Origin of the sequence: Streptomyces sp. NPDC057963, from assembly GCF_042887155.1 — a bacterium.
GTDB lineage: Bacteria > Actinomycetota > Actinomycetes > Streptomycetales > Streptomycetaceae > Streptomyces.
The window spans coordinates 435,977-457,214 of the sequence record NZ_JBHVPX010000001.1; the positions used below are offsets into that span (position 1 = coordinate 435,977).

Consider the following 21,238-nt stretch of genomic DNA (forward strand, 5'->3'; position numbering starts at 1 on the left):
CCTACTTGTCGAGGTCGAGACCGAGCATCCGGATCGCGTTTCCGCGCATCAGTTTGTAGACGGTCTCGTCGTCCAGTCCCTTGACGTGGTCGAGCGCGACCTCCTTGGTGTGCGGGAAGGTCGAGTCGACGTGCGGGTAGTCGGTCTCGAAGGTGGCGTTGTCCCGTCCGACGACGTCGAGCGAGGCGACCCCGTGCTTGTCGCGGAAGAAGCAGCAGAAGATCTGCCGGTAGTAGTACGTGGACGGCGGCTCGGGGATCAGGCCGCGCACCCCGCCCCAGGCCCGGTGCTCCTCCCACACGTCGTCGGCGCGTTCCAGGGCGTACGGGATCCAGCCCATCTGGCCCTCGCTGTAGGCGAGCTTCAGCCGGGGGTGCTTGACCAGGACGCCGCTGAACAGGAAGTCCATCATCGAGGCCATGGCGTTGTTGAACGAGAGGCTGGCCTGTACGGCGGGCGGGGCGTCCGGCGAGGCGGCGGGCATCTGCGAGCTGGACCCGATGTGCATGTTGACGACCGTTCCGGTCGCCTGGCAGGCCGCGAAGAACGGGTCCCAGTAGCCGGTGTGGATCGACGGCAGGCCGAGGTGGGTGGGGATCTCGGAGAAGGTCACCGCGCGCACCCCGCGCGCCGCGTTCCGTTCGATCTCCGCCACCGCCAGGCCGATGTCCCAGAGCGGGATGATGCAGAGCGGGATGAGCCGGCCGCCGCTGCCGCCGCACCACTCCTCCACCATCCAGTCGTTGTAGGCGCGCACGCAGGCGAGGGCCACTTCCTTGTCGTGGGCCTCGGCGAAGGTCTGTCCGCAGAAGCGCGGGAAGGTGGGGAAGCAGAGGCTCGCCTCGACATGGTTGAGGTCCATGTCCTTCAGGCGCTCGGCCGGATCCCAGCAGCCGGGCCGCATCTCGGCCCGGGTGATCCCCTCCAGCGTCATGTCGTCGCGGTCGAAGCCGACGGCGGCGATGTTCCGCTTGTACGGGAATTTCAGGTCCTCGTAGATCCACCAGTCGGTGGGCGGCCCGTCCGGGTCCATCGTGATGACGTACTTGCCCCCCGTGTACGCCAGCTCCCCGATGCCCGCGGTGAGCGGCTGCGGGCCGCGTTCGCGGTACTTGGCGGGCAGCCAGGTCGAGAAGAGGTGCGGCGGCTCGATCACATGGTCGTCGACGCTGACGATCCGAGGCAGTTCCGTCATGGTGTCCCCTCCGGCGCGCACTCCACTGATCTGATGGTTCGTCAGATTCGGTTCGGCACTCAGGCTAGCCCCGCACCCCTGGACCGACAAGGCGCAGCGCTCTACGCTCTCCGCACTATCTGACTACCCGTCAGCTGTGAGGGGTTCGCCGTGAACGAGACCGCACACGCGCTGAGCGCATCGGGCACCTTCTGGGAGCTCGTCGAGGGCCGGGCCGCCCTGACGCCGGACCGTCCGTTCCTGATCCAGGACGACCGCACGCTGACCTTCGGCGAACTGCGCGTCCGGGGCGAGCGGGTGGCGGCCGGGCTGTGGGAGATGGGGGTGCGCCCCGGCGGCGTCGTCGCCTGGCAGCTGCCGACCCGGATCGAGACGGTGCTGCTGTCGTTCGCGCTGACCCGGATCGGGGCCGTGCAGTCGCCCGTCATCCCGTACTACCGGGACCGCGAGGCGGGGTTCGCGCTGCGCGCGTCGAAGGCCGGCTTCTTCGCCGTACCGGGCACCTGGCGCGGCTTCGACCACACGGCGATGGCGCACCGCCTGGCGGCAGCCGCGGAACCTCCGCCGCTGGTCTTCGAGGCGTACGAGTCGCTGCCGGACGGCGATCCGTCCGTGCTGCCGCCACCGCCCGCCGACGGGACGGCGGTGCGCTGGATCTACTGGACCTCGGGCACCACCTCCGACCCGAAAGGCGTCCTCCACACCGACCGCAGCCTGATCGCGGGCGGCTCCTGCCTGGCCCACGCGCTGCGGCTGTCGGCGGACGACATCGGTTCGATGGCCTTCCCGTTCGCCCATGTCGGCGGGCCGGACTACGCGGTGATGCTGCTGCTGTACGGGTTCCCCGCGGTCCTGTTCGAGCACTTCGCCCTGCCGGACGCGCTGGCGGACTACCGGCGCCACGGCGTGACGGTCGCGGGCGGGTCCACGGCGTTCTACTCGATGTTCCTGACCGAGCAGCGCGCGGACCCCGGCCGCAGGCTGATCCCCACCCTGCGGCTGCTGGCGGGCGGCGGGGCGCCCAAGCCGCCGGAGATCTACCACGCGGTGGTACGGGAGATGGGCGTCCAGCTCACCCACGGGTACGGCATGACCGAGGTCCCCATGATCACGATGGGCGCCCCCGACGACACGGCCGAACACCTCGCCGGGACGGAGGGGCGCCCGCCCGGGGGGATGGAGATACGGATCACCGACGAGGACGGCGAACCGCTGCCGTACGGCACCGACGGCGAGGTCCGGCTGCGCGGCGAGGCCGTCTGCGAGGGCTATCTGGACCCGGTGGCCTCGGCGGCGGCCTTCGACGCGGACGGGTTCCTGATCACCGGCGATGTCGGCCGTGTGGAGGCGAGCGGGCACCTGGTGCTCACCGGGCGGCTGAAGGACATCATCATCCGCAAGGGCGAGAACATCTCCGCCAAGGAGATAGAGGACCTCCTGCACCGGCACCCGGGCGTCGGCGACGCGGCGGTGATCGGGCTCCCGGACCCGGAGCGCGGCGAACGCGTCTGCGCGGTCGTGGAACAGCCGGCGGGGGCGGCCCCGCTGACGCTGCCGGACATCACGGGCTATCTGCGGGCGGAGGGGCTCTCCGTGCACAAGCTGCCGGAACAGCTGGAGGTGGTGGCGGCGCTGCCCCGCAACGAGGCGCTGCGGAAGGTACTGAAGTACCGGTTGCGGGAGCAGTTCTCCTGACAGGGAGGCCCGGCGCCGTCCTCACGCGAGGGACGGGCCCGGTCGCGGAATCCGTCCCGGCACGGAACCCGTCCCGGCACGGGGCCCGAACAGCAGGAGCCCCGGGCACGGGCGCGTGGGTCCCACACGCCCGTGCCCGGGGCGCACCGTGCTCCTACACGTCCGGGGCGATCACCGTGAAGTAGGCGGCGAACGCCGCCACCGCCTCGTCCTCGACGATCCTGCCGTCGTGGTCCGCGTCCAGGCTCCCCGCCGCGAACGCCGCCGTCTCCGGAGCCGCGCCCAGCACCCGGAGCGCCCGCTCCACGGCGGGCACGGAGGCCGCGCCCTCGTTGTCCGGGTCCGCCACGGCGATCGCGGCCCGCAGGAACGGACGGGCGATCTCCGCGAACCGCTCCGGGTTGTCGCGCAGCCGTTTCACGGCCCCGCCCACGAACTCCGCACGGGTGACGCGCTGGTCACCGTCGACGTCCGCGATGCCCGCCATGCCCTGCCAGAGGGCCTCGGCCCCGGTGTAGAGCGCCTGGCCCTTGTCGCAGCGGGCCGTCGTACCGAATTCGGTGAGCAGACGGGCCGCGGCGGCACTGAAATCCGCGCGATCGATGTATCCGTTGCCGTCCTGGTCGAAGGCGGCGAAACGGAAGGCGATCTTGCGCTCATACTCTGCGCTGTCCATGCGGGGAGCGTACGACGCCGACCGGCGCCGCGTATCACTTACGCGCACCACCGACGTGACGACCCGGTCCTCGTCGCCACTCCCGTCATTCCCGTCACCGCTGCTCACGCCGAGAGCGGCTGGGCCTCGTCGTCGACGGCCGCGTACCGGTCGGGGTAGACGTCGAAGAGACGGCGTACCCCGAGCGCGGCGAGCACCCGGTTGACGTGAGAGCCCTCCACCGCGCCCCGGGCCGGGAGGATCAGCCGCAGCCGGCCCCCGCAGGAGCGCATCAGACGGCGGGCGGCGATCAGTACGCCGACACCGCTGGAATCGCAGAACAGGACCTCGGAGAGGTCGAGCACCACGTCGTGGCGGCCGACGGCGACCGCCTCGTGGACGCAATGGCGCACGGCGGGCGACGACGCCAGATCCAGTTCGCCGCGTATCCGCAGCACCGTCCACTCGCCCTGCACGGTCTCGGCCACTTTCAGTGTCACGGGACTGGGCCTCTCGTTCCGGGGATTCCGACGATCCGGAAGTTTCCGTTCCTTCTCGCGGCTGCCCCAGCCGCAGACCCATGAAACACCGCGCCGCTCGACAGCACACAGCCGGGTTCGGGATGAAATGATCACTTCAGGTCCGATTCCGCCATCCACGGCTGACGCATTCCCTATCATCCCGGGCCTCTCGAGGGGCGTACTTGCCGCAAAGAGGCGTGCATGCTCAGCGCCGCCGACTACATTCGATGTGACGAGGGGAACAGGGCTGGGGGTCGCATGGCGAGAAACGCACCACCCCGCTGGGACCGCAAGATGCAGCAGCGGCTGGCACGCGGTGAGGCGGCTGCTCTCGGCGAGCTCTACGACCGGTTCGCCTCGCTCGTGCACAGCCAGGCCCACCGCATGCTCGACGACGAGACCGCCGCCGACCTGGTCACCCGCGAGGTCTTCGGTTACGTGTGGGAGAACCCCGACGCGTACGACCCGAAGCAGGGCTCGATGCGCTCCTGGGTGGCCCGGCTCACGCACCGCCAGTCCGTGCGGCGGCTGCGTGAGGAGGCGGACGGCCTCCGGAACGGCATGGACGGGACGGGCAGGACGGACGGGACGGGCAGGACGGGCGGCGGATCCGCAGCCGGCTCCCCGGCCGAGCTGGAGGAGCGGGTGCGCCGGGCCACGGCCGCCGCCCGCGCCGACTACATCGTCGCGTCCATGCCCGCCCCGTTGCGGGCCGCGCTGGAGCTGGCGTACGTCCAGCGCCGGGACTACCGGCAGACGGCGGCCGACCTCGGAGTCACCGAGGACGAGGCCCGCCGTCGGCTGCGGCTCGGCCTCCAGCTGCTCTCCACCGCGCACACCCGCCCGCTGGAGGGGTCGTCGCCGCCCGGATACGGACGGCCCCTGTGACCGGTGACGACGACACCGGCGGGCCCGAGGGCGGCGGACGCGGCGACGAAGTGCGGGGCGCACGGCGCATACCGGGACCGCGGGCCGCCGCGGACGACTTCGACCTCGGCGGCGTTCCCCTGCCGCCGCCCGTGCCCCCGACCCTGCCCCCGCTCTTGCTCCCGCCCGAGGAGCCGCAGCCGACCTCGCGACCGACGACACCGGAACCGGAATCTGCCGTGGCACCACCGGCCCCATCGGACCCGTCCGCCGCACCGGCCCCGGTGCTTCCCCACCGTGTCCTCAAGGCCCTCCTCGGTGCCTGGGCGCTGGCCGCCTGCTCGGCGGAGGAGACCGGGGCCGTCGAGGCGCATCTGACCGAGTGCGCCGCCTGCGCCGACGAGGCCCTCCGGCTGCGCGACGCGGTCGGGCTGCTCCAGACCGACCGCAGCCTGGACCTCGATCCGACGCTGCGTTCCCGGGTGATCGACACCTGTCTGAGCCGCCGCCCGGCCAAGATCCCGGTGCCGGACTGGGCCGCGCCGTACGACGCGGAGACCGCGCGGCTCGACGCGCTGCTGCGCGACATCGGCGGCTCGGAGTGGCACGCCCCGTTGCGGCTGAAGTGGTTCGAGGGCGAGCAGGAGGCCGGCCGCAGGACGACGGTCGCGGGTGTCATCGGCCATCTCATGGCCGTCGACGGGCTGGTCGCCGCCGCCCTCGGCCTCGACGTTCCGCTCGGCGACGGCACCACGGGCCGGGGTGACGACTGGCCGCTCCCACCCACCGCGCGGACGGAGAAGTACTGGTCCGCGTCCCGGCGACCGCCCACCCGCGCGATCCGTGAGCCGTGGCGCGAGCAGAGCCACACCCTCATCCGCACCGTGTCCTTCGCCGGCCGCGGCGTCGCCGAACTCTCCGTCTCGTACGGCGACTTCGCCCTTCCGATGCACGACGCCCTGCTGGACCGGGCCTTCGAGTGCTGGGTGCACGGCGGTGACATCGCCCATGCGGTGGACTACCCGTACGAGGCCCCGTCCGCCGCCCATCTCAACCGGATGGTCGACCTGGCGGCCCGGCTCATCCCGGCCGCCCTCGCCGAACGCCGCAGATCGGGGCTGGCCGGGCCGGCCCGCCATCTGGTGACGGCCGGTTCACCGGGCCGTTCGCTGCACCTGGAGGTCGAGGGCACGGGCGGCGGCGACTGGTACATCCCGCTGGACTCCCCCGCGGCGCTCGGCTCGGCCGCGCACACGGTGGCGCAGGTCGCGCTGGACGGCGTCGAGTTCTGCCGGCTGGTGGCCGGGCACGTGCCTCCGGTGGAAGCCGCGGCCGGTCAGGAGGGCGACCGCGAGGCGATCCGCGACGTGCTGTTCGCGGCGGCGTCCCTGAGCCGGTTGTAGCAGCGGGGCCCGGCTCCCCGGGGCCTGAACCCGGACGAAGAACCGGGCTTGAACCCGGGCGTGTTCCCGGGTCAGGACTCGGACGTGAACCCGCGCCTGAACCCGGGCGAAGTCCGGCGAAGTCCTAGGCGAAGATCACCGTACGGCGGCCGTTGAGCAGGATGCGGCGTTCCGCATGCCACTTCACCGCGCGCGCCAGCGCCTGGCACTCCACATCGCGGCCGAGGGCGACCAGCTGGTCCGGCGTGACCCCGTGGCCCACCCGCTCGACCTCCTGCTCGATGATCGGCCCCTCGTCGAGGTCCGCCGTCACATAGTGCGCCGTCGCACCGATCAGCTTCACCCCGCGGGCGTGCGCCTGGTGGTACGGCTTCGCGCCCTTGAAGCTCGGCAGGAAGGAGTGGTGGATGTTGATGATCCGGCCGCTCAGCTGCTTGCAGAGATCGTCGGAGAGGACCTGCATGTAGCGGGCGAGGACGACCAGCTCGACCCTCTCCTCGCGGACCAGCTCCAGCAGCTCCGCCTCCGCGGCGGCCTTGTTCTCCTTGGTCACCGGGATGTGCCGGAAGGGGACGTCGTACGAGGCGACGAGCTCCGCGAAGTCCGTGTGGTTGGAGACGACGGCGGCGATCTCGATCGGCAGCGCCCCGATCCGGGAGCGGAACAGCAGGTCGTTGAGGCAGTGGCCGAACTTGCTGACCATCAGCACGACCCGCATCCGGTCCGAGGAGCGGTGGATCTGCCAGTCCATCCGGAAGGAGTCGCCGACCGCGGCGAAGCTGGCCCGCAGTTTCTCCAAGGTCACCGGGCTGTCCGCCGAGAAGTGGACACGCATGAAGAACAGGCCCGTGTCGTGGTCGCCGAACTGCTGGCTGTCCTCGATGTTGCAGCCGGTCATGAAGAGATAGCTCGACACGGCATGCACGATGCCCTTCCTGTCCGGGCAGGAGAGGGTGAGGACGTACTGCTCCGGTGCGGTCTCGGCAGGCTGCGGCGCGGTCATCCCCGTAGCGTGCCACATCGGGCCGGTATCAGGCCGAACTGGTCAGAATGCGGAGCACGTCGAGGGAGCGCGGCGGGGTGTCCGGGTCCTCGCCGTCGTTGGCGGCGAGCAGCACGTGGGCCTCGCGGGCGGCCCGTACGGCCTCCGGCCAGCCATGGTGCTCCAGATACGCCGAGACGGGGGCGTCCGCGCCGACCTGGTGCATGATGCGCAGCACCCGCAGCACGGCGACGTCGACGAGAGCGGCCTCGTCGGAGTCGCGGAAGATCGTCCCGACGTACTTCTCGGCGGACCAGTTGTCCAGCCAGGTGTCCTCGACCAGGCGGTACACGGCGTCGGTGACGTCGCCGTACCCTTCCCGGCCGGCCAGCCAGCACTCGTGGTGGAAGACGGGGTCGGAGAGCATGTGCAGCGCCGAGCGCACGTTGCTGCGCCAGCGCCACCAAGGCATGTCATTCAGCGGCATGCCGCCCATGGTGGAGGAGCGACGGCCGCGACGGGAAGTGTTCTCCGAACCTTGCTGCACGGTTGTCGATCGTACGTTCCCTTTCCGGCTCCCCGCACAGGCCCCCGCAATTCACCCGGATGTCACCGAGCGTTGTGCGGAGCACACTGCGGCGTTACCCCGCGGGCGGAAATGTTCGGGTCCATGACCGGACGGCGACGCCCCACCTCCCCCCGCCCCTACGCGTTCCTCACGAGTACGGCGGCGGTCGGGGCCTTGCTGGTTGCCGGCTGCGGTGCGCTCCCTGGGGCCTCGGGGGACTCCAGGGAGCCCCTCACCGTGGTGACGTGGGCCCCCGGCGGCGCGGCGACACCGGACAACGCCAACACGGTGGACATGTCGGGCATGACCGCCATGGCGCGTACGTACGCCCGCTGGGTCAACACCAGCGGCGGGCTCGGCGGTCACGAACTGCGCGTCGTCACCTGCGACGAGTCGGACACCTCGACCGGCGCGGGGAACTGCGCCCGGCTGGCCGTCAAGGAGAAGGCGGTGGCGGTCGTCGGCTCGTACAGCCGGCACGGGTCGTCGTTCATGCCGCCGCTGGAGAACGCCGGAATCCCCTACATCGGCGGCTACGGAGCCTCCGACGAGGAGTTCACCAGCTACACCTCCTACCCCGTCAACGGCGGCCAGGCGGCACTCCTCGCGGGCAACGCCCGCCAGCTCGCCCGCACGTGCGAACGGGTGTCCGTGGTACGGCCCGACACCCTGGCGGGCGACGGCCAGTCCTGGCTTCTCAAGACCGGGCTCACCGAGGCCGGCCGGCCCGAGCCCGTCGACATCCGGGCGGCGGAGTCGGCGACTTCGTACGACGAGCCCGCCGGACGGGCGCTCGACGCTGCGGGGACGAGCGACGGCTGTGTGACGGCCGTACTCGGCGACCGTACGGGGACGTTCTTCGACTCCTTCCGGCGGCTCGGGCCGACGTCCGGGCGGGTGCGGATCTCGTCCGTCCTCGGCAGCGTCGGACAGCCGCTGATCGACAGCACCGGCGGCCGGAACAGCCCGTTCGAGGGGGCGTATCTCACCGGCTGGTACCCGGACTCGGGCGACGCCCGCTGGGACCGGATGCGGGAGGTGATCCGCAAGCACGCCTTCGGCGACAACCGGATCGACCCGGAGGACACCGGCGTCCAGACCACCTGGATCGCGTACACCGTGCTGAACGAACTCGTGAAGGCGATCGACGCCCCGCAGATCACCGCAAGGAAACTCGCCTCCGCCCTCAGCCACGGCACCCCGGCCGACACCGGCGGTCTCACGCCGGTGCTGAGCTGGCGCTTCAAGGACATGCTCGGCTCGTCCGCGTACCCGCGCGTCGTGAACACCAAGGTGACGTTCCAGGTGGTGCGGAACGGGCGGCTCGTCGCGGACAAGAAGGGCTTCGTGGACGTCACGAAGACGCTGTCGGACGCAAGCGCGAAGGGCTGAGGCGAGGGCGAAGAGCTGAGGCGAACGCGAAGGGCTGAGGTACCAGGGGGCTCCGCCCCCGGGCCCCCGCCCCCGGTCACCGGAGGGGCCCGGCCCTCAGAGCTCGGTCGCCGCCCGCCGCGTCAGCCCGTACTTCGACGCGATCGCGTTCCAGAGCCCCGCCGCCTCCTTCTTCGCCTTGCTCGCCTCACCGCTCTGCACGGTGGCCTGCTGCGTCTCATTGGTCGTACGGGCCTTGCCGTGCTTGCAGACCTTCTTGCCGTTCTTGGCCTGGCCGGCCCACGCGGCGTAGTGCTCGTCGGCGGCGGCGGACGCCTTCCATGCCCTGGTGAGGGAGGCGGTCAGCCCGTCGTGGTCCGGCAGCTTGTCGACGCTCAGCCCCTGGAGCCGGGTCACCAGATCACGGCGCTGCTGGGCCGCGCCCTTCAGATCGGTCACGGCCTGGTCCAGGTCCGTGCAGCTCTTGGTCTTCTCGACGGCCCCGATGACCGCGGCACGGCTGTTGTTGCTGTCCGCCAGCAGCTTGTCGAGCGCGTCGGCCTGCGACTTCGCCGGATCGGCCGCGGTCTTCGTGGAGGGCTGCTCACCGGATGAACTCGCGGCCGCCACCGGCTGCTTGTTGTCCTCGCCCTTGTCGTCGCCGCCGCTCAGCAGCGCACCCGCGCCGAGGCCGACGACCGCGCAGCCGGCGACGACCGCCGCGATGAGCGTGACGTGCGGCCTCTTGCGCTGCCCGGCCCGCCCCTGCGGCTCGTCGTCCACAGGCTGGTACGGCGGCTGCGGGGCCTGCGGAGGCTGATGGGCCCCCTGGTGCTGCGGCCCCGGGTCGAACCGGGGCATCTGCTGGGTGGCGCCCGAGGGCTCCTGGTTGCGGAACAGGTTGTCGAACTCGGCGGGGGGCTGCCGGTCACCGGGGGCCCCGGGCCTGATGCCGTACGGAGTGCCGCCGGGGACGGGCGGGATGTACTGGGTCGCTTCGGCGTCGCCCCCGTGCACGGGCGGCTGCTGCGGCTGGTGGTACGCCTGCGGCTGCGGCGCTCCGTGCCCGAGGAACTGGGTGGCCTGGGCGGGGCTCTCCGGCGGCAGCCCGCCCGGCCCGGGTCCGGCGGGCACCGGCGCGATGTACTGCGTGGCCTCCGCCTCCCCGCCCATACCCATACCCATGCCCATGCCCATGCCGGGCACGGTCTCGGGCGGCAGCGGCTGCGCGTACGGCTGCTGGGGCTGCTGGGGCTGTACGGGAGGCAACGGCTGGGCCTGGGGCTGCCCGTACGCCTGCGCCGGCTGTCCCTGCCCGTACTGCTGACCACCCTGCCCGTACGCCCCCTGCCCCTGAGCATGCGCCGGTGGCTGCGACAAAGCATCCTGGTGTGCCGCCTGCGGTCCCCAGGGCTGCCCCCACGGCTGGCCGCCCGCCGGGGCGGCCTGATCCACGGGCCCCCCTGGTATCCAGGGCTCACCGCCACCCGCGGGCAGCACGACACCTTCGTGCGCGGGCCGTACAGCAGGGAGCTGCTGCTCGTCACCCTGTCCGCTCTGCGTCACCGGGACTCCTACGTGTCAACCTACGGAATCGTCGGCTCACGCTATCGGGTGGCTGCCGCCGTTCGCCAAGCGCGTGCTGCCACTCACCACCCCTTCACACGAGCTGTAACACCCAGCGCTCTCAAGACGCTGTTAAGGGGCTCCTCGGGCGCGGTGCCCCCGATCCGCCCTCCGTCACGCCGCCTGGAGCTCCAGCCGCGCCCCGAACTCCCGCACCGCCGTCTCGTCCCCGTAGGGCACCAGTCGCTGCTGCAGATCCTCCAGGTACTCCGCGCCCCGGCTGGAGCGCACCGACCCCAGCAGCTCCATCGCCCGCGTGCCCGTGTGACAGGCCTGCTCCACCTCGCGCAGCTGGACCTGGGCCGTGGCGAGGAGGACCAGGCCGATGCCGCGCCGGCGGGCCCGGGACTCCGGGTGGCCGTCCAGGGACTCCTTGGCCCGGCGCGCGGCCGCCTCCGCCTGCCCGAGGTCGCGATGGCAGTGCGCCAGCTCGTCGGCGAGATACGCGTGGTCGAAGTGGGCGATCCAGTCGGGGTCGTCCCCGGTGTCCGGTTCGGCGTGCTCCATGGCCGACAGCGCCCGGCCCGTCACCGCCTGGCAGGTGCGGGCGTCGCCGAGCAGGGCGTGTCCGCGGGCCTCCGCCGCGTAGAACATCGCCTCCGCCCTCGGGGTGACCCGCCCGCGCGCACCTTCCTGCGCGGCCCGTGCCAGCTGGGCGATCTCGCGCGGGTTGCCCAGCTGCGCGGCGAGATGGCTCATCGACGCGGCCAGGACGTAGCCCCCGTACGCCCGGTCGCCCGCCGCCTGGGCCAGCCGCAGCGCCTGGATGTAGTAGCGCTGCGCGAGGCCCGGCTGGCCCGTGTCGACCGCCATGTACCCGGCGAGTTCGGTGAGCCGGGCGACCGCCGCGAAGAGCTGCCGGCCGACCGATTCGCGGTACGCCCCCGAGAGCAGCCCGGAGACCACGCTGTTCAGGTAGTGCACCAGGACCGGCCGCACATGTCCGCTGCCGAACCGGTGGTCGAGGTCGACGAGCGCGGTCGTCATCGCCCGTACCGCCGCCACGTCCGACACCCCGACGCGGGCCCCGGCGGACCGTGCCACCTGCGGGTCGGCGCCGGTGATCAGCCAGTCGCGGCTGGGTTCGACCAGCGCCGAGGAGGCGACCGTCGAACCGGACAGGAAGTCGCGGCGGCCGACGTCGCTGCGCCACAGCTCGCAGACCTGCTCGATCGCGCCGATCACGGTCGGGGCGAACTGCAGGCCGACGCCGGACGACAGGTTCTTGCCGTTGGCCATGCCGATCTCGTCGATCGTGACCGTACGGCCGAGCTTGCGGCCGAGCGCCTCGGCGATGATTCCCGGTGCCCTGCCGCGTGGTTGCTGTCCGCGCAGCCAGCGGGCCACGGAGGTCTTGTCGTACCGCAGATCGAGCCCGCGTTCCGCGCCGACCATGTTGACGCGCCGGGCAAGGCCGGCGTTGGAACATCCGGCTTCCTGAATGAGCGCCTGGAGCCGTTCGTTCGGCTGGCGGGCGACGAGAGGCCTGGCTGCCATGTTTCCCCCTGAGGCCGCAGTGATCGATGAGCGGATCACTGCCCGGCAATTCCATGGAAAATGCGCACATTCATCGTGATCGTCACGTCCGTCGTGTTCCTTGTCATTCGTGTCGGCATATGACAGAGGCCGACCGTTCCAGAGGTGCCCGTAACTGGCTACCCGCCCTGCCGGGCACCGCCTCACGCGCGCCCCCGCCCATGCATCCATGCGCCCCGCATGCCGGACCGGTACGCCGTGGCCGCGCCCGCCGCGCCCGTAACCCGGGGTGGTGGGGGCAGTTGTGCTGGACGTGGAAGAGCCCATCGGAGTCGAAGAGCGCATCGGGGTCGGGAACGCCGCGCAGATCCCCCAGCAGCGGGGCGAGCAACTGCTCGACGCCGCGGTGCGGTACGCGGAGGAGCGGCACTGGGACGTGTGCCCCGGCACCTGGCTGGAGGCCGCGGAGGGCACCGAGCGGTGCTCGTGCGAGGACGCCGGCTGCGCCTCCCCCGGCGCCCATCCCGCCGGACCCGACTGGGCGGGCCGGGCGACCGGCAGCGGTGCGGCGGCCCGCCGGATGTGGTCCGAACACCCGACGGCGTCGATCCTGCTGCCCACCGGCCGCACCTTCGACGCGATCGAGGTACCGGAGTCCGCCGGATTCCTGGCACTGGCCCGGATGGAGCGGATGGGCCTGCCGCTCGGACCCGTCACCCGCACCCCCGACCGGCGGATGTACTTCTTCGTCCTGCCCGGCGCGGCGGCCCAGGTGGACGAGCTCGTAAGGAAGTTGGGCTGGCGGGCCGCCGCGCTCGACCTCGTCGGCCGCGGTGGCGGCCACTACGTGACCGGGCCGCCGACCCGGGTCGGCGGGCGCGGAGTGGTCCAGTGGGCCCGCCGGCCCACCCACGCCAACCGGTGGCTGCCGGAGGCGGCGGAGCTCATCAGTCCGCTCGCCTACGCCTGCGCGCGGGACGCGGCCGACGCACGGGCCCGCCTTTCGTAGCGCACTCTTTCGTAGGGTGGTCCCCATATACGGGGACATCGAAAGGCAACTCATCATGCAGGACCGGACAGAAGAAGACAGATCCGCACGGGCGGAGGCAGCGGGAGAGGCGGGCGGAGCGCCCACGGCGCCGCCCGCCGTTCGCGTGCAGGGGCTGTGGAAGCGGTTCGGGGAACAGACCGCGGTCGCAGGGATCGATCTGGAGCTGCCCGCAGGCAAGTTCATCGGTCTGGTGGGCCCCAACGGCGCGGGCAAGACCACCACGCTGTCGATGGTCACCGGGCTGCTCCGCCCCGACCACGGGCTGGTCGAGATCAGCGGCCACGACGTGTGGCGCGACCCGGTCGAGGTGAAGTCCAGGATCGGCGTGCTCCCCGAGGGGCTGCGGCTCTTCGAACGCCTCTCGGGACGCGAACTCCTCGCGTACACCGGCCGGTTGCGCGGGCTGCCGGGCACCGAGGTGGACAAGCGGGCCACCCAGCTCCTCGACGTGCTCGGCCTGGCGGGCGCCCAGCACAAGCTGGTCGTCGACTACTCGACCGGCATGCGGAAGAAGATCGGGCTCGCGGCGGCGCTGCTGCACAACCCCGAAGTGCTCTTCCTCGACGAGCCGTTCGAGGGCGTCGACCCGGTGTCGGCGCAGACCATCCGCGAGGTCCTTGAGCGCTACACCCGCTCCGGGGCGACCGTCGTCTTCTCCAGCCATGTGATGGAGCTGGTGGAGTCCCTCTGCGACTGGGTGGCCGTCATGGCCGCCGGCACGATCCGGGCCCAGGGCACCTTGGCCGAGGTGCGCGGCGAGGCGTCCTCGCTGCAGAACGCCTTCCTCGAACTCGTCGGCGCGGGCTCCCGGACCACCGGCGACTCCCTGGACTGGCTGGGCGGCGACCGATGAGCGTGCTCGACACCCCCGTGGGCACCGCCACCGGCCGGGGCGCCACGAGCGGCGCCGAGGGGCTCGTCCCCGTCTTCGTACGGCTCAAACTGACCCTGCTGCGCAACGGGCTGCGGCAGTCGGCCGGCCGCCGGGCCGCCTACATCACCTCCATCGTCTGCGCCCTGCTGATCGCCGCGATCCAGCTGATCGGGCTGATCGCGCTGCGCGGGCACGCCCATGTCGCCGCCCTCGTCGTCCTGCTGACCGGGGTGCTGGCGGTGGGCTGGGCCGTGATGCCGCTGTTCTTCCCCAGCGGTGACGAGACCCTCGACCCGAGCCGCCTGGTGATGCTGCCGCTGCGGCCGCGCCCGCTGATCTCGGCGCTGCTGGCGGCGTCGCTCGTCGGGATCGGTCCGCTGTTCACGCTCTGCCTGGCGGCCGGTTCGGTGGCCGCGGTGGCGCACGGGGCGGTGGGGGCGGTGTTCGCCGTGGTGGCCGCGCCGCTCACGCTGCTCCTGTGCGTGGCGCTGACACGTGCCGTGGCCACGGCCAACACCCGGCTGCTGACGTCGCGCAAGGGCCGCGATCTCGCGGTACTGAGCGGGCTCGTGATCGCGGTGGGCTTCCAGGTCGTCAACTTCGGTGCGCAGCGGCTCGGTCAGGCGGGCGGCCTCGCCGCGCTCGAGCCGGCCGCGGACGTGGTGCGCTGGCTGCCGCCCGCCTCGGCGATCGGGGCCGTGGACTCGGCCTCGCGGGGCTCCTACGGGCAGGCCGCCGGACAGCTGTTGCTGGCCGCGGCGGCGCTGTTCGCGCTGCTGTGGCTGTGGCAGCGGAGTCTGGTGAAGCTGATGACGGCCCCGGACGGCTCGACCCTCGCTCCCGCCGGTCCGGGCCGCGAGAAGTCCGGTGCGAGCGGCTCCAGGCTCTCCGCGCTGCTGCCCTCGGGGCGTACCGGACCGGTGATGGAGCGCAGTCTGCGGTACATCGCACGCGACCCGAAGACCAAGGCCGCCTGGGTCACGGCGCTGGCGATCGGGCTGATCGTGCCGATCATCAACGCGCTGCAGGGCACCGGCTCGATGTACTTCGCCTGCTTCGCTGCCGGAATGCTCGGCATCCAGATGTACAACCAGTTCGGCCAGGACACCTCCGCGTTCTGGATGGTGGCGCTGACGATCTCCTCCACCCGGGACGCCTACCTCGAACTGCGGGCGCGGGCCCTGGCGCTGCTGCTGATCACCCTGCCGTACACGGCCCTGGTGACGGTGGTGACGGCGGCGGTGCTCGGCGACTGGGGTGCGCTGCCGGGGGTCATGGGGCTTTCGTTCGCCCTGCTGGGCGCGATGCTGGCGACGGGTGCGGTGGCGTCGGCGAACTTCCCGTACTCGATCCCGCAGGACGGGGCGTTCAAGAACGTGGCACCGGGGCAGGCCGGGCTCGCCTGGATCTCGATCTTCGGCGGCATGGTCTCGGCGGCGGTGCTCTGCGCGCCCGTGATCGCGGTGACGATCTGGCTGCACGTCGCCGATCTGGAGCAGTGGCTGTGGCTGCTGCTGCCCGCCGGGACCGGGTACGGGGCGCTGATCACCTGGGCGGGGCTGCGGCTCGCCGCTCCCCGGACGGCGAGCCGGCTCCCGGAGATCCTGGCCGCGGTCAGCAAGGGCTGAGCCTCGGCCGGCAAGGGCTGAGGAGAGCGGGGCCCGCGGGCCCGCCCCCGTACGGCCCGTGAGGCCCGCCCTCCGTGCGGCCATCCCCTCCTCATGGGGAGGCGGGTCCCGTGGGGAGGCGGCTTCCTACGGGGATACGGGCTCGCGGTACCCCTGGGGGTCCTCGGCGAACTGCTCCAGGAAGGGTTCGACCGCCGCGCGCCAGCCCTCCGGCTGGTCGTAGTGGACGAGATGACCGGCGTCGGCCACCTCCGCGTACTGCCCGCGCGGCAGTACGCGGACCATCTCCTGGGCCTCCGCCCGGCCCAGCTCGCCGTCGAGACCGCGGAGCACCAGGGTCGGGCACCGGACCTGCGCCAGCTCCTCCCAGTGCGCGTCGAACACCCAGGTCGCGCGGGACCGGAGCATCTGGCGGCGGGAGAAGACGGGGCGCCAGCCGTCGGCCCGCTCGGCCATCACCTCGGCGAAGAACTCGCCCCGGGCCGGGTTGGGCCGCTCCACCCAGGGGTCGTCCTCGCCGAACCACTTCCGTACGTCGGAGAGCGTCGCGAACGGCACCGGCCAGGACGTGAACCAGTCCTCCCACTCCCGCTGCGAGGCCGCGCCGAGCGCGGAGGCCCGCATGTCGCAGATGACCAGCGCCCGGACGAGATCGGGGCGCTTCGCGGCGAGCTGCCAGGCGGTGAGCGCTCCCATCGAGTGTCCGACGAGGGTGACGGGGGCGAGGTCGAGCTGTTCGATCGCCGCCTCGGCGTCGGCGACGTACGCCTCACGGGTGTAGGGGCCCTCGGCCGGCTTCTCGCTGCGGCCGTGCCCGCGCTGGTCGAGGCCGACGGCGCGGTGCCGCTCGGCGAGCCAGCGGGTGGTCGAGGCCCAGTGCGCGGCCCGGCCCATCAGGCCGTGGAGCAATAAGATCCCGGGGGCGCGTTCGCCCTCCGTGCGCCCTTTGGGCGGGTCGGCGAACTCCCAGGCCGCGAGGCGTACGCCGTCGGTCCCGGTCACATCGATGCGCCGCACCATATGTTCTGGCACCCCCTTCTGGTTCTCGATCACCGCTTGATCCCGCTCGATCCCCGCGTGGTCGCACCACGCCAGACTATCGAACCTTTATTCGAAAACCGGGTTCCGGCAACCAAGACCCCTCGTTCGAGTGACCGGCTCCAAGGGTTGATGGCAGCCGCGGAGGGGAGACCTTCACCGGGAGGCGGGCCACTCGGGGATGAGGGCCCGCAGGGACCGACCTCGAGAGCTCGGGGCTCCGGGTCGAAACAGGGGAGGACAGGCCCCGGCGCCGCACGGCGCCGGGGCCCTCTGCTGTCCTACGGGGCACGGTCGGCGCCGGAGCGCTTTCGGCGGCTGGCGCCGGAGCGCATGCGCGGGCGGCCGGGAGCACGGCAGCGGCCTTCCGGGGCGCGCGCCGGGCATGCCGAATACGCCGAACGAGCACGTACGACGGGCGCATGCACCTGCTCCCTCCCCGACCGCGCGGCCAGATGGCCGACACTCTCAGGTATGCCTCAGCCACAGCCTGGCACGGGATCCGCCCCGGCGCTGCGGTTCCGGACGGAAAAACAGCAAGCGGACGTCATGATTCAGCGCCCGTCGGCACCCCGTACCTTCGTTCGCGCATCTATTCGCATACCCGTTCGTATATCCGTCAGCGCTTGGCCACGAACACGTGCGAGGCGACCTCGGTGTCCAGCTCCGCCGCCTCGCCGCTGCTGCCGACCAGCACCCCGCCGGGCGACTGCGTCACGCTGACCACGGAACCGGGCTGCACACCCGCCCGCCGCAGCGTGTACATCAGCTGGGCGTCCGTCTGGATCGGCTCACCGATCCGGCGCACGACGACCGTCTTGCCCTCGGTGCCCGGATCGAGCTCCGACAGGCTCACCATGCCCTCGTCGAGGAACGGATCCGCCTCGGCCTTCTCGCCCAGCTCCTCCAGGCCCGGGATGGGATTCCCGTACGGGGACTCCGTCGGGTGGCGCAGCAGCTCCAGCACCCGCCGCTCCACGGCCTCGCTCATCACATGCTCCCAGCGGCACGCCTCGGCGTGGACCTGCTCCCACTCCAGGCCGATCACGTCGACGAGCAGGCACTCGGCGAGCCGGTGCTTGCGCATGACGCGGGTCGCGAGGCGGCGCCCCTCGTCGGTCAGCTCCAGGTGGCGGTCGCCCGCGACCTGCACCAGGCCGTCGCGCTCCATGCGCGCCACCGTCTGGCTCACCGTCGGACCGCTCTGGTCCAGCCGTTCCGCAATCCGGGCGCGCATGGGGACCACGCCTTCCTCTTCGAGTTCGAGGATGGTGCGGAGATACATCTCCGTGGTGTCGATCAGTCCGGACATTCGTGCCCCTCGATGCTGTGACAGGAAAAACGTCGTGCGCTGGCCCTCACCCAATTCTGACGCATACCGCTGACAACCGTGCCGTGCCGACCGAACACCGCGCAGCGGAGCGGCGCGGGCGGTATTGACAGGCCACTGGTCCAGACCGCAACGTGATCCGCGGCACGGACGCCTCGCGACCATTCCTCCTCGTAACTTCTTCCCCGCCGGAAAGGGCTCCTCGATGAGCGACAGCAAGCTGGCCGGTCAGTTCTTCGACGCAGCGATCGGCCTGCTGGAGCGGGTACGCGACGAGGAGTCCGGCACCATCGCGGCCGCCGGTGCCGCGATCGCCGACACCGTCGCGGCGGGCGGCAGGCTCTTCGCCTTCGGCGCCGGGCACTCCTCGCTCGCCGCCCAGGACGTCGTCTACCGGGCGGGCGGCCTCGCCCTGATGAACCTGCTGGCCGTCCCGGGGACGGTCGGCGTCGACGTCATGCCGGCGACCCTCGGTTCGGCGCTGGAGCGGGTCGACGGGCTGGCGGGCGCGGTCCTGGACTCCAGCCCCGCCAGGGCGGGCGACGTCCTCGTGATCATCTCGCTCTCCGGGCGCAACGCGCTCCCGGTGGACATGGCGATGAACGCGCGCGCGCTCGGCCTGAAGGTCATCGGCGTCACCTCGGTCGCGTACGCGGACGGCACCCGGTCCCGGCACGCCTCGGGCGGCTTCCTTCGGGACCACTGCGACATCGTGCTCGACAGCAAGATCTCCATCGGCGACGCGGAGCTGACCGTCGAGGGCATCGAGGCGCCGTTCGGACCCGCGTCGACGGTGGTCACCAGCGCGGTGATGCAGGCGATGATGGCCGCCGCGGCGGAGCAGCTCGTGGCGCGCGGGATCGAGCCGCCGATGCTGCGGTCGGGGAACGTCGACGGCGGTCACGAGTGGAACGGGCGCGTCATGACGGAGTACCGGGACCGGATCTTCTACCGGCGCTGATCGCGCCGGGCCGCCGTCAGGCGCACGTCGGCAGCACGACCCGGACCGTCAGTCCGCCGCCCGGGTTCGCCGTCGCACTCGCCTCGCCGCCGTGCGCCCTCGCGATCGACGCCACGATGGAGAGCCCCAGGCCGGCCCCCTCGCCGGGAGCGTGGCGGCGGGCCTGCGCCCGGCGGAACGGTTCGAACAGCAGCGGCACGGTCGCCGGGTCCACCACCGGCCCGGTGTTGGCGACCTCCAGACCGCCCGGCCCCACCCGGATCCGTACCGTCCCGCCGGGGTGGTTGTGGCGCAGCGCGTTGGCGACCAGGTTGTGCACGAGGTGGTCCAGCAGGACCGGGTCGCCCTCGACCGGCAGCGGCCGGACCTCCGCCTCCACGGTGATGGAGCGCGCCTTCGCCTCCGCCTCCAGCGCCTCGGTCACCGTGGCCGCGGTCGCGTCCAGTCCGACCCGCTCGCGGCGCCGCAGGCCCTCGTCGGAGACCGCGAGGAGCAGCAGTCCCTCGATGAGCTGCTCGCTGCCGACGGCGGTGTCGATGAGCTTGTCCCGGATCCAGGCGACCTTCTCGGGCGGCGGGTCGTCGGCGAGGCCGATCTCGGCTGCGGCCCGCTGCACGGCGAGCGGGGTGCGCAGCTCGTGGGCGGCGTTGGCGGCGAACCGCTGCCGGGCGGCGACCAGCTCCTCGATCCGGTCGAGCATCCCGTCGAAGGTGTCGGCCAGTTCCTTGAGCTCGCCGGGCGGGGCCTTCAGCGCGAGGCGTTCGTGCAGGTTGCTGCCGGAGAGCCGGCGGGCGCGGGCGGTGATGACGCCGACCGGCCGCAGCACCCGGCCCGCCATCCACCAGGCGAGCGCGACGGAGAGCGCCGAGTAGACGGCGAGGGAGACCCCGGAGACCGTCAGCAGCTGGTTGAGCGCGGCGTCCCCGGCGGCGGTGCTGACCCTCCGCGCCACCGCGTACTGCCCGGGTTCCATGACCTTGGTCTGCGCCCAGTACGACACGGGCGGCTCGGGCGCGGAGGCCACGCCCGACCTGATGGCGGCCCCGTCGGGGACCGCCGGGGCCACCGCGGTCAGCACACTGGCGTAGAGGCCCTCGCTGACCAGCAGGTAGACCAGGCCCATCAGCAGGGCGCCGGCCAGCACCAGCAGTCCGCCGTACAGCGCGGTGAGCCGGGCGCGCTCGCTGCTCACCGGCCCTCTCCCCACCGGTTCGCGGAGCCGTCGCCCGGCTGGTCCGCCGGCCCGTTCACCGGTCCGGTCGCGTCGCCGCCCACCGGTCCACCCGCGGGGCCGTGGTCCCCCGGCCTGTCAGCGAGGCCGTCCCCGATGCGGTAGCCGGCCCCCGGGACCGTCTCGATCACCGGAGGCGCGCCCAGTTTGGCGCGGAGCTTGGACAGGGTGACCCGGACCGCGTTGGTGCGGTAGCTGGTGTCCTCCTCCCACACCTCCTCGATCAGGTCGTCGCCGCTGACGACCGCGCCCTCGGCCCGCAGCAGGGTCTCCAGCACGGCGAACTCCTTGCGGGAGAGCGAGAGGTAGCGGCCGTCGCGGCAGACCTGGCGGCGGGCGGTGTCCAGCGTCAGCCCGGCCCGTTCCAGGACCGGCGGGAGAGCGGGGCGGGCCCGGCGGCCGAGCGCCAGGACGCGGGCGAGGAGTTCGTCGTACGCGAACGGCTTGGTCAGGTAGTCGTCGGCGCCGAGCCCGAGTCCGGCCACCCGGTCGCGTACCGTCCCGGACGCGGTGAGCATCAGGATCCGGGTCAGCAGGCGCATGCCGACGACCTGCCGGCACACCTCGTCGCCGTGCAGCCCCGGCAGATCGCGGTCGAGGATCATCACGTCGTACGCGCCGAACCGAAGCCGGTCCAGCGCCGCCCGGCCGTCCGTGGCGATGTCCACCGCGACGGCGTCGCGGCGCAGCCCCTCGGCGATCATCCCGGCCAGGAATTCCTCGTCCTCCACCACCAGCACACGCATGGGTCCTGTGTAACCGAAAG

The 21,238-nt window shown here is 72.2% G+C and carries 19 protein-coding genes; 8 read left to right on the plus strand and 11 right to left on the minus strand.

Translation table 11 applies throughout. From position 1 onward, the window contains the following. Nucleotide 1 precedes the first annotated feature (1 nt). Entirely contained in the window at nt 2-1,195 is a 1,194-nt protein-coding gene (locus tag ACFVT1_RS02055) for an amidohydrolase family protein (RefSeq protein WP_389791634.1), read from the minus strand. Nucleotides 1,196-1,345: 150 nt separating this feature from the next. On the opposite strand from ACFVT1_RS02055, the gene ACFVT1_RS02060 reads away from it, so the two are divergent. Then, nucleotides 1,346-2,890 (plus strand): class I adenylate-forming enzyme family protein, encoded by a 1,545-nt coding sequence (locus tag ACFVT1_RS02060; protein WP_389791635.1) that lies wholly within the window; start codon nt 1,346-1,348, stop codon nt 2,888-2,890. A gap of 154 nt (nt 2,891-3,044) precedes the next feature. Here ACFVT1_RS02060 and ACFVT1_RS02065 read toward each other — a convergent pair whose 3' ends face one another. After that, the gene (locus ACFVT1_RS02065; RefSeq protein WP_389791637.1) at nt 3,045-3,566 is read right to left on the minus strand and encodes an EF-hand domain-containing protein; all 522 of its coding nucleotides are present in this window, start codon (nt 3,564-3,566) and stop codon (nt 3,045-3,047) included. Nucleotides 3,567-3,670: 104 nt separating this feature from the next. Then, on the minus strand, nt 3,671-4,045 hold the full coding sequence (locus ACFVT1_RS02070) for an STAS domain-containing protein (RefSeq protein ID WP_389791639.1): 375 nt from the start codon (nt 4,043-4,045) through the stop codon (nt 3,671-3,673). A gap of 279 nt (nt 4,046-4,324) precedes the next feature. Here ACFVT1_RS02070 and ACFVT1_RS02075 point away from each other — a divergent pair, with 279 nt between their 5' ends. Continuing rightward, entirely contained in the window at nt 4,325-4,954 is a 630-nt protein-coding gene (locus ACFVT1_RS02075) for an RNA polymerase sigma factor (RefSeq protein ID WP_389791641.1), read from the plus strand. Next, complete coding sequence (locus ACFVT1_RS02080) at nt 4,951-6,336, plus strand: zf-HC2 domain-containing protein (protein ID WP_389791643.1); 1,386 nt, start codon at nt 4,951-4,953, stop codon at nt 6,334-6,336. Before ACFVT1_RS02075 ends, ACFVT1_RS02080 begins: the two co-directional genes overlap by 4 nt. Nucleotides 6,337-6,460: 124 nt before the next feature. On the opposite strand, the gene purU is transcribed toward ACFVT1_RS02080, so the two are convergent. Together purU and ACFVT1_RS02090 are read right to left on the minus strand one after the other, a co-directional pair. Beyond that, nucleotides 6,461-7,339 (minus strand): formyltetrahydrofolate deformylase, encoded by an 879-nt coding sequence (gene purU, locus ACFVT1_RS02085; RefSeq protein WP_389791645.1) that lies wholly within the window; start codon nt 7,337-7,339, stop codon nt 6,461-6,463. 28 nt (nt 7,340-7,367) lie between these two features. Beyond that, a complete protein-coding gene (locus tag ACFVT1_RS02090; protein ID WP_362195509.1) occupies nt 7,368-7,805 on the minus strand; it encodes a hypothetical protein in 438 nt (145 codons plus the stop codon). Between the two features lie 183 nt (nt 7,806-7,988). Between ACFVT1_RS02090 and ACFVT1_RS02095 the strand changes: the two genes are divergently transcribed. After that, entirely contained in the window at nt 7,989-9,278 is a 1,290-nt protein-coding gene (locus tag ACFVT1_RS02095) for an ABC transporter substrate-binding protein (protein ID WP_389791647.1), read from the plus strand. A gap of 96 nt (nt 9,279-9,374) precedes the next feature. On the opposite strand, the gene ACFVT1_RS02100 is transcribed toward ACFVT1_RS02095, so the two are convergent. Next, entirely contained in the window at nt 9,375-10,823 is a 1,449-nt protein-coding gene (locus tag ACFVT1_RS02100; protein WP_389791649.1) for a hypothetical protein, read from the minus strand. 174 nt (nt 10,824-10,997) lie between these two features. Further along, the gene (locus ACFVT1_RS02105; protein WP_389791650.1) at nt 10,998-12,380 is read right to left on the minus strand and encodes a transcriptional regulator; all 1,383 of its coding nucleotides are present in this window, start codon (nt 12,378-12,380) and stop codon (nt 10,998-11,000) included. A gap of 268 nt (nt 12,381-12,648) precedes the next feature. Between ACFVT1_RS02105 and ACFVT1_RS02110 the strand changes: the two genes are divergently transcribed. Genes ACFVT1_RS02110 through ACFVT1_RS02120 form a run of 3 tightly spaced genes read left to right on the plus strand, consistent with a single transcriptional unit; the run spans nt 12,649 to nt 15,912 of the window. After that, nucleotides 12,649-13,368 carry a bifunctional DNA primase/polymerase gene (locus ACFVT1_RS02110; protein ID WP_389791652.1) on the plus strand — a complete coding sequence of 240 codons (720 nt, stop codon included), beginning with the start codon at nt 12,649-12,651 and terminating at the stop codon, nt 13,366-13,368. Between the two features lie 55 nt (nt 13,369-13,423). Continuing rightward, complete coding sequence (locus ACFVT1_RS02115; RefSeq protein ID WP_389791654.1) at nt 13,424-14,263, plus strand: ABC transporter ATP-binding protein; 840 nt, start codon at nt 13,424-13,426, stop codon at nt 14,261-14,263. Further along, nucleotides 14,260-15,912 (plus strand): transporter, encoded by a 1,653-nt coding sequence (locus ACFVT1_RS02120; protein ID WP_389791656.1) that lies wholly within the window; start codon nt 14,260-14,262, stop codon nt 15,910-15,912. Before ACFVT1_RS02115 ends, ACFVT1_RS02120 begins: the two co-directional genes overlap by 4 nt. Nucleotides 15,913-16,038: 126 nt before the next feature. Here the strand turns inward: ACFVT1_RS02120 and ACFVT1_RS02125 are convergent, their stop codons facing one another. Next, entirely contained in the window at nt 16,039-16,932 is an 894-nt protein-coding gene (locus ACFVT1_RS02125; RefSeq protein ID WP_389791658.1) for an alpha/beta fold hydrolase, read from the minus strand. Nucleotides 16,933-17,569: 637 nt separating this feature from the next. Beyond that, nucleotides 17,570-18,262 (minus strand): metal-dependent transcriptional regulator, encoded by a 693-nt coding sequence (locus ACFVT1_RS02130; protein ID WP_362195488.1) that lies wholly within the window; start codon nt 18,260-18,262, stop codon nt 17,570-17,572. A gap of 223 nt (nt 18,263-18,485) precedes the next feature. Here ACFVT1_RS02130 and ACFVT1_RS02135 point away from each other — a divergent pair, with 223 nt between their 5' ends. Beyond that, complete coding sequence (locus ACFVT1_RS02135) at nt 18,486-19,241, plus strand: SIS domain-containing protein (RefSeq protein WP_389791660.1); 756 nt, start codon at nt 18,486-18,488, stop codon at nt 19,239-19,241. 16 nt (nt 19,242-19,257) lie between these two features. Here ACFVT1_RS02135 and ACFVT1_RS02140 read toward each other — a convergent pair whose 3' ends face one another. Both ACFVT1_RS02140 and ACFVT1_RS02145 read right to left on the minus strand, forming a co-directional pair. Next, complete coding sequence (locus ACFVT1_RS02140) at nt 19,258-20,433, minus strand: sensor histidine kinase (protein ID WP_389791662.1); 1,176 nt, start codon at nt 20,431-20,433, stop codon at nt 19,258-19,260. Further along, nucleotides 20,430-21,218, minus strand: a complete 789-nt coding sequence (locus tag ACFVT1_RS02145; protein ID WP_389791664.1) for a response regulator transcription factor — start codon at nt 21,216-21,218, stop codon at nt 20,430-20,432. The genes ACFVT1_RS02140 and ACFVT1_RS02145 overlap by 4 nt, the downstream gene beginning before the upstream one ends. Between the last annotated feature and the right edge of the window lie 20 nt (nt 21,219-21,238).